The following is a 13,897-nucleotide window of genomic DNA, read 5'->3' as shown; positions in this document are numbered from 1 at the left end:
TTCCCCGATAGAATATCGGGAAAAGGCCGTGGCATAATACTCTTTTTATTTCTGTCTACTTGACAGGGAGATGACCAATCCTCTTATAAAGAATTCGCTCTTTTTTCTGTATTTAAACTTATTTCACTATATTGGATCTCCCACTATCTAATACTCTATTTGCTGGTACACTGGACATTTCAACCACTGTATTCATACTCTTATCAGTCAGTTCAATGAGTTCGTTTTCATGTTTTATCTTATTTAAATCCCACACCATCCCATGAAATTCATTATGTTGACCACTTACCTGTATAATGCTTTTTGTTTTATTTGAAGGCTGTATTTGAAGGTTTGTAAATTGATTCCCACTAATTTCATTTGGCGTAGTTACTTGACTATCCATATAAATCATATTTACACAGTCTTCTAAAGAAAAGTTCATAAAACGATTGGCATTTATCCAAGCTTGTCCGGTGCTCGGTTTTTTCGCTACTAATTTCAGTCCAGTTTCCATTCCTACAACTTTAATATTTTCGAAGTTAACAAACGAAATTTCATTTTCTTTTCCAGCAGAGTATAAAGAAATTCCGGTACCTTTATTCGTTTCCGTCCAATTGATAATATTTATATCTTTTATTTGTGTTTTGTTCCAAGTGTTATAATATTTATTTTTACCGTCTAAATAAATAACTTCAGAGTTAAATTTAGGATCGTCAATAGTTATATACGCTCCTTCAATGGATGCGTTTTTCTCTAGTTCTAAAACTCTAAAGTTTCCCTCAACTACAAATTGAGATCCATAACCAAATAATAATTTCACACCTTTTTTAACAATGATTGGTGACGTGATTTTATACTTTTTATCATCAAGCAATACAGTTTTAATTTTACTAGACTCTGCTTTATTAATAGCAGATTGTATTTTTATTGAATCATTTTCCCCTTTAAAGTTTTCTACATACAAGTTAGTACTTTTAGCTGCATAGTCTTTTTTGTTGTATTGATAAAAAGCAAAAATAATTAAAACTATACCAATGAGTAAAACAATTATTTTCTTCATCGTACTCACCCCATATCGATTAATCTATGGCTTTTATATTCAGGTTATTATTATTTTGCTTTGTATTTCAGATTACCATTGCTGCTTTGTCTATTAATCCCTTCCTCTATCCTTAATAAGCTCTTACTGGCGATATAAGATGTACTGCTGCAGATTGCTCTCCTGCTTCAATCAATATCGGTCGCATAGAACCTCCAAAACTTAAAGTAATCGTTTCTTCTTTTATTGCTCTTAAAGCATCAACCATAAAACGCCCATCGAAAGATATATTTAATTGTTTTTCACCTTGAATCGCATCTATTTGTTGCGTTTCAGATATTTTCCCAATTTGAGAAGCGTTTGAAGAAATTTTAATTGTGGATTCGTTTATGATTTCTAAGTTAACATTGTTATTAGCCCATTCACTTGCTAATAAACTTGATCGGTCTACACCTTGTAATATCTTTTTTCTATCTACGTTAATAATCGTTTTAAAATCATTTGGAATAAGGTTAGAAATATTAGGATATTTCCCTTCAATTAGTCTTGAATATAATGTAGTTGTTCCGAGCGTAAATATAATATGACTCTCTGAAAGGTAGATATATACGAATTCCGAATTGCTGTTCATTAATTTTAGAAGTTCACTAATGGTTGCGCTTGGTACAATACAATTTGCTTTTACATCTGAGGAAAGTAATGTTTCGCGTATCGCTAGTCTATGTGAGTCAGTTGCAGCACAAATTAACTTATTATTAGCTAACTCTATATGCACCCCAGTAAGAACAGGTCTAGATTCATTTTTTGCTACCGCAAAGACTGTTTGTTTAAATACTTCAATCAATTGCTCTGTCTCTACCTTGATTTCTGCATGATTGTCTATAAGCGGTACATTCGGAAACTCATCTGCAGGAAATCCATTTAAACTTAATGTGATTTCTTCTGATTGTATCTTAATAGTTTGCTCATTCTTACTTTTTATTGCGATATCACTTGGCATTTTCTTTATTATTTCAATGAAATACTTTGCAGGTACAACAATAGTTCCTACCTTTAAAATAGTTGCAATCTTTTCGTCTTCAATTGAAACAGGAATGAATTTTTCAATAAAAATATTTGAGTTACTTGCAATTAAAGTAATTCCAGATTGATCTGCAGTTATTTTTATACCAGATAATATAGGAATTAAAGATTTTGTTGATATTGCTTTGTTGACTTCTGAAAGTGCTTGAGTGAATTGTTTGTGATTAACGATAAACTCCATGTTTCCCCCGCCTTACATGAGATAATATTTTTATGAAGATTGATGAACGATTGTTCCGTTAAAAAAATAAGGTACTGTTTCTTTCTTTTGTAATAAATATAGTAAATGTTCTGGTATGCGTAAATACGGTGCTGCTATATGTAATTCCATCCAAGTAATCTCTTCGATTTCTTTTGGCCTTGATATATATGTCTCCCCGCCGATTATTTCGCCTAGAAAATTAAAGAAAATTGCATGATGATCTCTTTCCTCGAAAAAGGCTTCACTGATAGAACAAATCCCGTTTACGTTTATATGTAACCCTGTTTCTTCTTTTACTTCTCGAATTACTGCTTCTTCTAATGTTTCTCCTAGTTTAACTGCGCCACCTGGTAATGTATAATAAGAACCATTTTCCCCTTTGTTTTTTACCATTAAGATCTTTTCATTAGTTTTATCGTACAAAATCGCGTATGTAACATTAACTTTTTTCATATGTACCTCCTCTATTTTAAATAAAAGGAATTTTCTGCCTTCTATTCATTCTACCATTAACTCCTTTTAATATATATAAGTTAGTTAAGTCTTGCCTTTACCGCTATTGTTGGAGTTAATAAGAATAGGCTACTGATATAAAAAAAGAACGTACCTTAGGAAGATTATCCAAAGTACGTTCTTGCAGTTTTAGTATAAAAATTGATTCAATTAATACTGAAATTAATAATAACCTCGCCCTTATTGCATTTGTATTTCAAATACTAACGTTAACAAATTCTATATACTTTTTAACCGTTTTTCTAAATAATAATGATTATGTCCTTTCGGATGATCTTCACTTACTCCAATTACTTTATATCCATGTTTCTTATAAAAATCAGGTGCTTGGAAACTAAAAGTATCTAAATTAATTAACCTACACCCTTTTTCAATTGCAAATTCTTCAATAAGCTTTATTAACTTGCTTCCGTAACCTTCATGCCTATATTCTTCAGAAACCCATAGAAAGTCAACGTGTACATGGTGCCAAAAAGTTATTGCTGTTACCCCACCTACTATTTCTTCTTTTTCATTTCTTACTATGAAACTAACCTTTTCTGAAGGTGTTTTTTCTTCATCTGCAAGATATTTTTGATTGTATTCAATTACTTTCTCTCTTATGTAATCACTATCTTCTTGTACCCACTGCTGTACTATTTTCATTTTAAGTGTCACGCTCCTTTTTACTTATCTATTCAATTTTATAATGAAATTGTCCTGTCTTTAATAAGTTCGTAAAGAAGCAAAGTTAATGGAATAAAAAAAGAGCCCTAGCATGAGGACTCTTTTTAAAATTAAGCTACTTTCCGATGTAAATGTTTTAGTTCCTTTTTCTTTTCTACATTTGGTGGACGGATTAATATTGAAATAATGAAGGAAATAACACTTAAAACACCGATTATAATGAAAGTTGGTTGAAATCCCCCGAGTATCGCTCCAATAAATGATCCTGCAAGCGCACCAAATCCGAAACCTTGGTAGACAATCCCGTAATTTGTACTATGGTTTTTTAATCCAAAGAAATCTCCGACAATAGCTGGGAATATAGTTATATTACCGCCGAAGCAAAAGGCGACACTTGCTACACAAGCAAAATAGATTCCGTAATTTAGCGGAATAAAACTTAAAGTAAAGACTGACAATCCTATAATAATAAACGTTGCAGAGACAATTTTCATTCGGCCGATTTTATCTGATAACGTCCCAAGAATAATTCTACCTACTGTATTAAAAATTGCAATCATAGCAACGGCGTTTGCAGCGGTTGCTGCGCTAAGTCCAACGAGTTGTACACCGATATCTTTTACCATACTGATTAAATACAAACCACCCATACACGAGGTGAATAACATAAAAAATAGCAGATATACTTGTTTCGTTCGCATCATTTCACGCGGAGTATAGTCATTGTGCAATGTTTCAGTTACAGCATTACTTACAATTGCCTCACGTAAGAAGAACGATCCGATTAATACTAAAAGTAACACGATAATGCCCCAATATAAGAATGCTTGTGATACACCAAGATTATCGATAAGATTTCCGTTTATATATCTAAAGATTAAGCTGCCCATTCCATAAGCTGATACAGATATACCTGAAATAAGCCCTTTCCGATTTGGAAACCATTTAATTAAATTAGATAGTGATGTAATATAAGCTGTTCCATCCGCATAACCAACAACGACACCAGCTAATAAATATAAGAGTGGTAAGGAAGAAACTTGTGAACTAAGTATTAAGCCGAGTCCTAAAACAATTCCTGCAGTAGCAATAAGTTTCCGAAGTCCTAATTTTTTCTGCAATTTTGCTGCAAATAAAGTTGAGAATGATAAAGAAAAACTTGTTATAGAGAAAGTTATCGCTACTGAATTAAGATTCCATCCAAACTTACTTACAAGGGGTTGATTAAATAAACTCCATGTATAAATTGTTCCAAGGCCAATTTGAACAATGATTGTACCTAGAACAATTAGTAACGGATTTATAGAAGTTTGTTTCATACTAACTGTCCCCTTCTTTTATCTTGACATAGATTTTCACAGTTAGTATATCCATCGTAAATTGCAAGATACTGTACGGAAAATGGTAATTAAGTTCATATACACAAAAAGACACTTCATAAAGAAGTGTCTTTTGCAGGTTATATCAGATGTTTCTAAAGAAAGCTTTGTTAAGATAAGCCATTTTCGAATGCTTATGTATATATGTTATCAAATAATTTCTTATATGTGATGAGACTTAAGACGTATTTTTCATTCATCATATAGTCGGATGAAAAATTAATATTCAATTTCATCAAAATCCTTCGGCTGCGGTACAGTTTGCATATTAGCTGCATCTTTAGGATCGCTATAAATTGCATTTTGCTCTGTATTTACATCTTTTATATTTTGTTTTTTATTTTTGTTCACTTTATCTTTCACTTACAATCACTCCTTTTTGTTATAGGAGTAATTATGCCCTATTACCGTTACTAAATGTATCAGCGACTAAATTACTAAATTCACGTAAATAATATAAGTAATTATCACCGCCGTAGTTATATCTTTTGTTATACATTTTTGCAACAACTACATTATATTCAGGTATTACTAAAATAGTCGGTCCAGTAATCCCTAATATTTGATATGACCCTTTTGGAACACGTTCACCAAGTTCGCTTAATTGTGCAGGTTCATTTTGAACGAACCAAAACAAGCCATTTTGTGGTAGCTCTTTATTTACATATGTTGGACTCTGCAAACTCGTAGCGATTTTTATAACTTCTTTTGGAACAATTTGCTTACCGTTTATCACACCTTGATTTAAATGAAGATTGCCCCAATAAGCAAATTCTCTAGCTGAGACAAACAGATTTTTTTCAGTACCGTCATCTACCGTACCAATTTCACTAATTGCGTCTTCATTTGGATTATTAACAACGCCAACTAAATTTTCATCTCGCTGAACTCTCCAACCTGTTTCTTGAAAATTAGCAGGCTTAAAAACACGCTCCTTTAACAATTCAGGAAAACTTTTGTTATATAGCTGATAAATAAGACGTGTCATCATTCTTACATTAATATCTCTATATGCCCATGCTTGTCCCGGTTCAAATTCACGAAAAATTGTCCCGTCATTCATTTCTTCTAATCCGTGTGAATGTGTTACTAAATGTCTTATCGTTGTTTTACCAAGCAATGCAGGATCAAAGTCTTTAAAATATTTTATCGCTTCATCATCAATAGAGTTTATTTTCCCCTCGTAAAGCGCATACGCTATCATTAATCCTAAATAACTTTTTCTAGCAGAAGCAACGTTGAACTGCGAAGATGCGGTTACTTTTTTATTAGTCGATGTATTTGAGTGATAACCGCTATAATGCTCTAATACGACTTTATTATTTTTTATAATACAAATTGCTGTAGCAGAACTATGATTTTTTTCTTTTATATTCTCTACCCAAGAAATCAACTTATCATATGTATACAAATAAATCCCCCTTAATACACATCAAAATTACAGCATGAAAGAAAAGTATAAACAGTATTTACACCTTTCTTTCATATAAAATATTAATGATGTACTATATTTAAATAATCCACCAGTTCCAGCAATTAAAGCAACCAAAACATCCGGCACAACCTACGCAACCACCACATCTGCCACCGCCGCAACCGCCACAGCGTCCACCACAACCTCCGCATCCGCCACAACGACGTGCATCGCCTTGGATGTAATAATATGGATATTGGCTTTGTTGTTGATCCCAATACACAACATTACCAGTTTGATAATCATTAAGGTTTAATGTTTGTAATTCATGTTGAAACTGATTCATTACGAACCCCTCCATTTATAAATATAAATTTCGCCCAAACGTTAAAGTTTATATATTTTTGTAAACAAAATAGAAACAAGACTATAGACTAAATGCGTACATCAACAAAATATGAACTTACACTAGGTGATGTACCTTGTTTTCCAGCCTATTTTCTTTATATTTATTCGATGGACGTATTTACTATAAATAAAGTGATTTAAAAATTACTAATCCAACAATTTAGTAGTTCATCGCTTAACTTTCTTTCTAGTAATTCCTTCACTAAAGGCATTGGCATGATTTCATAATGATTTAAGGCTTCTTTATTATAATCTATCCAGTGAAATGCTAAATGAGACTCGCTCGATTTCGGTGTTAAGTCCGTATGTAAATCTTGTGACTCTACTTCAAAAATGTGATTAATTTCATGATGGAGCACTTCTTTATCTTGCCATTGATTTTCTATGACTCCTAAAAATTGTTGTATACTACAGTTTACTCCAAGTTCTTCTCTTAACTCTCTTATTAATGCATTCTCTACTGATTCTCCAATTTCAACATGGCCACCAGGTAAAAAATAATGATGGCCAATATATTCAGCAACTAATAATTTTTCATCTTTTATCATGACTGCTCGTACAATATGATGGAATTTACTTTTCAATTGATATTCCTCCTAGTTATTCAATGTATAGTTGCTCAAAATAGTCATTTAGTATTGGTATAATATAAATCATAGGTGTTTCATACGGATGCATATCATTAATAACTTCAAGAGCATCTTTTACAAGTTCTCGTTTACACTTTATTTCAACTTTACATTCTTGCCCTTCGCATATTCGACCAATTTCTCCATTAAAAGGAGATGCCTCGTCTAAAGGTCTCCAATATCCTTTCACTGAACTATAGGAAAGACAATGGTCATATTCGCCCGTTTTACATGCTCCAATTTTATTTAATTCATCCCTTAATGTTTCAATATATTCTTCAGGAATGAATACTTCAATTTTCAATTCAGTAAATTGCATATTTCATTTCACACCTTTACTTCATAATAGTTAAACAAATAAACGATATACTTGCTCACCATCATACTCCTGTCCTAATGATATGAAACCATATCGTTCATATAGTTTCTTTGCAGAGATATTATCTTTATGTACTGTTAATCTAATTTCTTTACACGATTTAAAAGTATTTTTTATTATATTAATACTTTCTTGTAATGCTGCTTTTCCATAACCATTACCTTGCTGCGATTGATCAATAATAAATCCGTTAATCCAATACATATCTGATGTCTCTCTTACAACAGCATGCATAACAAAACCAACCATAAGGTCACCATCGTATATAGCGAGTGGTATGTACTCTACATTGTCACCATCTGGTTTTATATATACTTTAGCAAGCGAAACTGCTACGGATGGAACAAATTTCAACTGATTTTCTTTTACTTGTAACTTTAATGTATCTTCCCAATTCTCTCTCGTAACAACCTTTAACTGGACATTCAATATTGTAAGCTCCTTTATAAAGAGGATATATTTTTATATTCAACGTAGTGAAATAATTCCCTTTTTCGACAACAGCTTATAACATGATTTTTATAAAATCTTGAATGAATTTTTGTTCATCTATTTCTAAAGCTATACGGGCTCCTTCAGATTTAGAGTTAGGGCGAAAATCAGCAAATGTTTGTCCTTTCGTATCTCCGTATGTATCTACATTCACTGTACGATGCGCAAATTCAAAAAAACTTTGGTTAACTAATCCACTTATAGCAACCACATCATGAAGCAATGGCCCTTCGATAGATGGATTAAGTTTTTGGTATGCAGAAAAATAGTAATCATACATTGGTTTCATTATCGTATGGAATGGATTCTTTGAATTAGCTTGAATATAGTCAAACACATTTGGTGTTAACACAGCTTTGTTTGTTACATTTAAAGGGAATATTAATAAATTCTTTGCTTGATGGAAAACAATTTTACTTGCTATAGGATCTCCATACACATTTGCCTCTGCTAACGGCGTAACGTTTCCTACTTCTAAAAAAACACCACCCATGAAATAGATTCCTTTTACATTTAGCATTAAATCATTCCATAAATTAAAAGCAATTGCTAACGAGGTAGATCTTCCTACATCAACAATTGTCAAATCTTTTCCGTACTTTATAAGAATCGCAGCAATACTGCCGAAATTATATATCGGAATAGATAATACATTTTCTGGAACATGGATAGGCCCTAATCCTTCTGCTCCGTGAATTTCAGGATAGTACGTAGTAATTTCTTCTGTAAGTGGTTTTGTTGCACCACTAATGACAGGAATGTCTTGTCTATTTGCTAACTGCAAAATATACGCTGCATTATGTGCAGCATGTATATGCTCAACATTTCCGTATCCAGTTACAATACCGACAATTTCAATTTCGGGATGCAGTAAGCCATACATAATGGCAAATGAGTCATCAATACCTGGGTCTCCGAAAAATAATACTTTTTCCAAGAAATACGCTCCTCTCACGAAAAAATTGAGTCATTAGTAACTATGTATATGAAAAAAGCAAGTATATCTATGCAAATTTTAGAATGGATAATGTTTTACAAAATATTAAAAAGGAACTAGCGTATGCTAATTCCTTTCTTGAGTAACCATTCTCAAATTTAATTAATTATCGTATCCTTCATAAATTGCATCATTTATTTGATTTTGTATTTTTGTATCATCAGGTACAGGTTTCCACCAATTTCCTGTAATAAATAACATAGTTAATAAATTATAACTATCACTAAAATAACTTTCTCTCTTATTCTTCATCCAATCCCAACCGCTATTTACCCACTTTTGATTATTGCTACTTGTTATACTTGCAGCAATAAACGGTGAAACAAATACAGCAGTTGAATAACTACCAATATTAGATCCATTTAATTGATAACCATCCACAATTTTAGAAGGATTTCCATTCGTTTTATTTTGAATCCACGAAGAAACTTTATCAGAAATGACTTTACTTCTTTTCTCGCCGTACATCGCATAGTCCATTACAATTCTCAATGGTACCCGACTAGCATTGTAATAATATGCATTTGTATATTCTGACTCATCTAAGAAGTCTTTAGGTGCGGGTTGAGGTGGGTTTTTTACAACGAAATCTGAAATAAGTCCTGTATTTGGAGAGTATTTATTACTAAATTGCGTATAAACACCGTACAAATTATTAATAACAGTAAGCCAAGTTTTATCACCTGTAAATTCATAAAATGCTCTAAGGTGTGACATCATCCAATCAGATGGTCTCGTATCAAGTGAACTTTTAGAATCCCAATCTCCTAAATTTAGTCGGTTATTATTTGTAACATTACTAGCTTTAATACCTTTTGTAATCATGTTTTGTGCTTCTTTCAAATAATTAACTGTTCCATTAGATCCCCACTGCTTATGAGCAAGAAGAAGAGAATACGCAATATCTAAATCTCCATCAGTAGCAGAATCAAAATGACCTTGTGCTTTTTTACTATCTGCGACAACCCATCCCATTAAATTAGGATTTTGAGAACTTTTAAAAGTTCTTGCTGTTTTAAATAAACCGTCATAGATTTTTTGAGCATTCGAATCATAACCAGCCATTAATACTGTAATTATCATCCCATACCCTTGACCTTCTGAAGTTCCAAGTGGCTTAAACCCATCTGCATCACCTGTAATCTCTCCTTTTACGTAATAACCACCAGGTAAAGAAGATAAATCATTTTTCAAATATTTCTTTTTCCAATTATCGTAGTAACTTCTTACAGAAGCATTTAAACTTTCCTGTGTAACATGATTCGGTTTTATAACACCTGCATAATTAACTTGCTGGGGAAATGGTTTCATTTCCTTTGCAGCAGCTACTTGTTGATTAACTACGGGAATAGAATTTTGTACTGAATTGTCCGTTACACTTGCTGCGAAACTAGAATTAGAAAAACTAGCTAGTCCGATTCCTACAATAGAAATACATGTGAAAATTTTTCTTTTTCCATTCATTATGTTGTCAGCTCCTTTTAAAATGCTTACTACATAAAATGTAACATACAATATTTAACTGAAATACAAAATATTATATTTATCAACATAAGAAAGAAACTATATAAAAAAGTATCTTAAAGTCATTATTGAATTACATTATACGGATTGATTATTTGCTAAATTCCCATGTTTTTCTTTTCTTAATACTGGTATATGAGCAATCACAATTCCAAGTATAGTAATCACGCCGCCAATTATCGAAACTAAAGTTGGCACTTCTCCTAACCATATCCAAGTAATGAAACACGCAGTTATTGGCGTTAAATATAGAGAACTTGTTGCTTCAGAAGCACCAGCACGAGATATAATATAGGCCAATGCAATATACGGGAGTACTGTTGGAAAGACACCTAAATATATAACGCTCAAGTTAACTTCAAGAGGAGCTGCTAGTATTTCTTGATAAACTCCAGGTAAGAAAATAAGCATACATATAGTACTAGACAAAATTGTATATATGGTAAATGGTAAGAAGCCGTATTTTTTTAAGTAAGATGTTTGGAAAACGAAAAATAGACTTTCTGAAATTGCCGCTAATAATATAAATAATCCCCCGCTATTTAATTGAATAGCGTCGCCTTGGCTAAATGAAATTAAGGCAATTCCTGCAAAACTCATTACACCACCGATCCAGCCATTTAATTTCATTTTTTCATTCAAAAAAACAAAAGCAAGAATTGCCGTCACTATTGGAGTGACTGAAATTATTAAACTTGCAGATCCAGCATTTACTGTTTTTTCGCCGTAGTTTAATGCGATGTGATAAATAGTAAACCCTAAAGCACCAAATATAAAAAATGCTGGGATATCCTTTAAATCCGGTAGTCGTAGTTTGTATATAAATGAAAATAACAAAAGTATAAATGAAGCGATTAATAAGCGTAGTAAAGTAAGGTGTTCAGGCGTATAAGATTCAAGCCCCATACGAATTGCTGGAAAAGCAGTTCCCCATATAAGAATTGTAAAAGCGTGAGCACATATAATGCGTAAATCCCATTTTTTATTATGCATGTTTTCTCTCCCTCCCTAATAAACCAACCATTTTTAAATTACCAATTATTTCTTTTCATCATATTTAATAGTTGATACAATGTCTTCAACCAGTTATTTATCGGAAAAACCAACCACTTTGAATCTTTTAAATAAACGAGGGAGTTTTTTTATATGACAAACGATAAAAAAGTGCCCAAATATCGGCAGATAATAGACTATATGAAAGAAAAAATTGAAAACGGAGAATGGCCAATTGGAAGTAAAATCCCTAGTCAGCGGCAGTTAGCAAAATTATTTCATGTAAATCGAAGTACTGTAATAACTGCGCTAGATGAACTTATGGCAGATGGTTTAATTCAAGGACAAATCGGAGCAGGAACAATTGTAACAAATAATACATGGTCATTATTAGCAACTAATCCCCCGCCCGATTGGAGTGAATATGTAAAGGCCGGTATTCATAAACCAAGTAAGTTAATGGTGCGAGAAATAAATGAAGCAGAAGCAAATAAAACGCTTATCCATCTTAGTAAAGGTGAACTTGCACCTCATCTTTTTCCGCTCGAAACTATGCAATCTATAATAAAAAACGTCAGTGAGGAATTAGATTATTTCGGATACGAAGAACAAAAAGGTTTTTATCCGTTACGTGAAGCAATAAGCAAATACGTAAAATCATTTGGAATACATGCATCACCGGGTTCTATATTAATAGTCTCGGGTGCACTCCAAGCATTACAATTAATATCAATTGGTCTTTTACATAGAAAATCAACTGTTTTACTTGAACAACCTTCTTACTTATATTCACTTCATGTTTTTCAATCAGCAAATATAAACTTATCCGGTATATCAATGGATCATCACGGTATTTTACCTAACGACTTGTTAAAACAAATTAAATATAGTCAAAAGAATAATATTTTATACTCAATCCCTTGTTTTCAAAATCCAACGGGGATATTGATGTCCAAAGAGCGAAGAAAAGAAATATTAAAAATATGTAAAAAAGAGCAGTTGCCTATCATCGAGGATGATATTTACCGAGAGTTATGGATTGATGAATCACCTCCAGCTCCTTTAAAGTCAATAGATAAACATGGACATGTATTATATATTGGTAGTCTCTCTAAAACACTTAGCCCTGGACTTAGAATTGGATGGATAATTGGACCAGAACCTGTTATTGATAGATTGTCAGATATAAAAATGCAAACAGACTATGGATCAAGCTCTTTATCTCAAAGAGTAGCTGCTGAATGGATAAATGAAGGTTTTTATGAAGAACATGTAGCAAACGTAAGAATGCACCTGAAAAAACGAAGACAAATAATGATACGAGCTTTAAATAAATATTGTGCAGATATTGCATCGTGGGATATTCCTAGTGGTGGAGTTTTTATATGGCTAAAGGTTGTACATAACATTCCGATGAAAAAACTATTTTCAGAGGCACTATCAAAAGGAATTCTTTTAAACCCGGGACGTATTTATGAAGAAGAATCAGATCAGTACATTCGTTTATCATATGGATATGCTTCTCCAGAACAAATGACTAACGGAATTAAATTGCTCAGTGAATTAATTCGGAAGTTAACGGCATAAAAAAATCCTCTTTTGTTTTTGGAGGATTTTTTTACGTATTTTATTTACCACAATTTCATTTCCTGCCCTAATAAAATAAGTTCTTCATAAGGATCTCCGTCAATATTTAATACTTGAGCAAAAGCAGGTTCTGTTTTTAAACCTTGTTCCTTTAAGTGAATAACTTCTTCCCTTATATGAGGATGCTGCATTAATAACATGTGCTCCACTATCATATGTCTATATGCATTTTGATTACGCACTGGCTTAGATTGAGCAAATAATTCAAATTCAAAACCTTCGAATTCAAAATTCACCTTTATCGATTCAGTACCTTTCATTTTTTTCTTTTTTATGTTGAACCCTCTATAAGAACCATATAAAGATCTCATTTCTTGCTCAAAAACATCAAAGTTATATACTTCCATTACAATATCTAAGTCAGATTGAGGAGTATCAATTCTTATCGGGATTGTCCCGCAAAGAACGGGATTATATAAAGCTAAATCCTCCATTATGTTTAGGCTATTCAAAACATCATATATTTTTTGTTGCTTGTCATTGCCCGATTGTAAATATGTAATAGATGTAAACATGGAAGTCTCTCCTTCATTTCACGTAATACGTGTCT

At 32.3% G+C, this 13,897-nt stretch carries 16 protein-coding genes; 1 reads left to right on the top strand and 15 read right to left on the bottom strand.

Features of this window, described 5'->3' with window-relative positions; all coding sequences use genetic code 11:
* Positions 1–118: 118 nt before the first annotated feature.
* From AB6801_RS27495 to AB6801_RS27430, 14 genes are all read right to left on the bottom strand, one after another.
* Positions 119–1,042 carry a hypothetical protein gene (locus AB6801_RS27495; RefSeq protein WP_000721076.1) on the bottom strand — a complete coding sequence of 308 codons (924 nt, stop codon included), beginning with the start codon at positions 1,040–1,042 and terminating at the stop codon, positions 119–121.
* Positions 1,043–1,154: 112 nt separating this feature from the next.
* Positions 1,155–2,285 (bottom strand): DNA polymerase III subunit beta, encoded by a 1,131-nt coding sequence (gene dnaN, locus AB6801_RS27490; protein ID WP_000394481.1) that lies wholly within the window; start codon positions 2,283–2,285, stop codon positions 1,155–1,157.
* A gap of 30 nt (positions 2,286–2,315) precedes the next feature.
* Positions 2,316–2,759, bottom strand: coding sequence for an NUDIX hydrolase (locus AB6801_RS27485; RefSeq protein WP_000757608.1), 444 nt, complete (start codon positions 2,757–2,759; stop codon positions 2,316–2,318).
* A 279-nt stretch (positions 2,760–3,038) separates the two neighbouring features.
* Entirely contained in the window at positions 3,039–3,464 is a 426-nt protein-coding gene (locus AB6801_RS27480) for a GNAT family N-acetyltransferase (RefSeq protein WP_000706906.1), read from the bottom strand.
* 131 nt (positions 3,465–3,595) lie between these two features.
* Positions 3,596–4,804, bottom strand: coding sequence for an L-lactate MFS transporter (locus AB6801_RS27475; RefSeq protein ID WP_000815136.1), 1,209 nt, complete (start codon positions 4,802–4,804; stop codon positions 3,596–3,598).
* A 279-nt stretch (positions 4,805–5,083) separates the two neighbouring features.
* A complete protein-coding gene (locus tag AB6801_RS27470) occupies positions 5,084–5,227 on the bottom strand; it encodes a hypothetical protein (protein ID WP_000653680.1) in 144 nt (47 codons plus the stop codon).
* Between the two features lie 31 nt (positions 5,228–5,258).
* Positions 5,259–6,275, bottom strand: a complete 1,017-nt coding sequence (locus AB6801_RS27465) for a serine hydrolase domain-containing protein (protein WP_370941252.1) — start codon at positions 6,273–6,275, stop codon at positions 5,259–5,261.
* A 100-nt stretch (positions 6,276–6,375) separates the two neighbouring features.
* Positions 6,376–6,624: a heterocycloanthracin/sonorensin family bacteriocin gene (locus tag AB6801_RS27460; protein ID WP_001071345.1), complete on the bottom strand. Its 249-nt coding sequence runs from the start codon at positions 6,622–6,624 to the stop codon at positions 6,376–6,378.
* A gap of 199 nt (positions 6,625–6,823) precedes the next feature.
* The gene (locus AB6801_RS27455; RefSeq protein ID WP_000836836.1) at positions 6,824–7,270 is read right to left on the bottom strand and encodes an NUDIX domain-containing protein; all 447 of its coding nucleotides are present in this window, start codon (positions 7,268–7,270) and stop codon (positions 6,824–6,826) included.
* 16 nt (positions 7,271–7,286) lie between these two features.
* On the bottom strand, positions 7,287–7,634 hold the full coding sequence (gene cutA, locus AB6801_RS27450) for a divalent cation tolerance protein CutA (protein ID WP_001160775.1): 348 nt from the start codon (positions 7,632–7,634) through the stop codon (positions 7,287–7,289).
* Between the two features lie 30 nt (positions 7,635–7,664).
* Complete coding sequence (locus AB6801_RS27445; RefSeq protein WP_001102678.1) at positions 7,665–8,123, bottom strand: GNAT family N-acetyltransferase; 459 nt, start codon at positions 8,121–8,123, stop codon at positions 7,665–7,667.
* Positions 8,124–8,199: 76 nt separating this feature from the next.
* Complete coding sequence (locus AB6801_RS27440; protein ID WP_000416780.1) at positions 8,200–9,123, bottom strand: nucleoside hydrolase; 924 nt, start codon at positions 9,121–9,123, stop codon at positions 8,200–8,202.
* Positions 9,124–9,285: 162 nt separating this feature from the next.
* The gene (locus AB6801_RS27435; RefSeq protein ID WP_001013601.1) at positions 9,286–10,647 is read right to left on the bottom strand and encodes a family 8 glycosyl hydrolase; all 1,362 of its coding nucleotides are present in this window, start codon (positions 10,645–10,647) and stop codon (positions 9,286–9,288) included.
* A gap of 138 nt (positions 10,648–10,785) precedes the next feature.
* The gene (locus AB6801_RS27430; protein ID WP_097999654.1) at positions 10,786–11,700 is read right to left on the bottom strand and encodes a DMT family transporter; all 915 of its coding nucleotides are present in this window, start codon (positions 11,698–11,700) and stop codon (positions 10,786–10,788) included.
* Between the two features lie 153 nt (positions 11,701–11,853).
* On the opposite strand from AB6801_RS27430, the gene norG reads away from it, so the two are divergent.
* Complete coding sequence (norG, locus tag AB6801_RS27425; RefSeq protein ID WP_000180304.1) at positions 11,854–13,287, top strand: efflux pump transcription regulator NorG; 1,434 nt, start codon at positions 11,854–11,856, stop codon at positions 13,285–13,287.
* Between the two features lie 44 nt (positions 13,288–13,331).
* Here norG and AB6801_RS27420 read toward each other — a convergent pair whose 3' ends face one another.
* Entirely contained in the window at positions 13,332–13,862 is a 531-nt protein-coding gene (locus tag AB6801_RS27420; protein WP_000495170.1) for a DUF4269 domain-containing protein, read from the bottom strand.
* Positions 13,863–13,897 lie beyond the last annotated feature (35 nt).

The sequence above is a fragment of the Bacillus sp. RCC_6_1 genome, from assembly GCF_041360755.1.
Classification (GTDB): domain Bacteria; phylum Bacillota; class Bacilli; order Bacillales; family Bacillaceae_G; genus Bacillus_A; species Bacillus_A cereus.
This window is presented reverse-complemented; position numbering and strand designations above follow the sequence as displayed.

Bases quoted from the DNA above. Each gene is read 5' to 3' on its own strand.
- AB6801_RS27480 (WP_000706906.1), bottom strand. From the start codon at position 3,464: ATGAAAATAGTACAGCAGTGGGTACAAGAAGATAGTGATTACATAAGA.
- dnaN (WP_000394481.1), bottom strand. From the start codon at position 2,285: ATGGAGTTTATCGTTAATCACAAACAATTCACTCAAGCACTTTCAGAA.
- AB6801_RS27435 (WP_001013601.1), bottom strand. From the start codon at position 10,647: ATGAATGGAAAAAGAAAAATTTTCACATGTATTTCTATTGTAGGAATC.
- AB6801_RS27495 (WP_000721076.1), bottom strand. From the start codon at position 1,042: ATGAAGAAAATAATTGTTTTACTCATTGGTATAGTTTTAATTATTTTT.
- AB6801_RS27475 (WP_000815136.1), bottom strand. From the start codon at position 4,804: ATGAAACAAACTTCTATAAATCCGTTACTAATTGTTCTAGGTACAATC.
- norG (WP_000180304.1), top strand. From the start codon at position 11,854: ATGACAAACGATAAAAAAGTGCCCAAATATCGGCAGATAATAGACTAT.
- AB6801_RS27485 (WP_000757608.1), bottom strand. From the start codon at position 2,759: ATGAAAAAAGTTAATGTTACATACGCGATTTTGTACGATAAAACTAAT.
- AB6801_RS27460 (WP_001071345.1), bottom strand. From the start codon at position 6,624: ATGAATCAGTTTCAACATGAATTACAAACATTAAACCTTAATGATTAT.
- cutA (WP_001160775.1), bottom strand. From the start codon at position 7,634: ATGCAATTTACTGAATTGAAAATTGAAGTATTCATTCCTGAAGAATAT.
- AB6801_RS27420 (WP_000495170.1), bottom strand. From the start codon at position 13,862: ATGTTTACATCTATTACATATTTACAATCGGGCAATGACAAGCAACAA.
- AB6801_RS27430 (WP_097999654.1), bottom strand. From the start codon at position 11,700: ATGCATAATAAAAAATGGGATTTACGCATTATATGTGCTCACGCTTTT.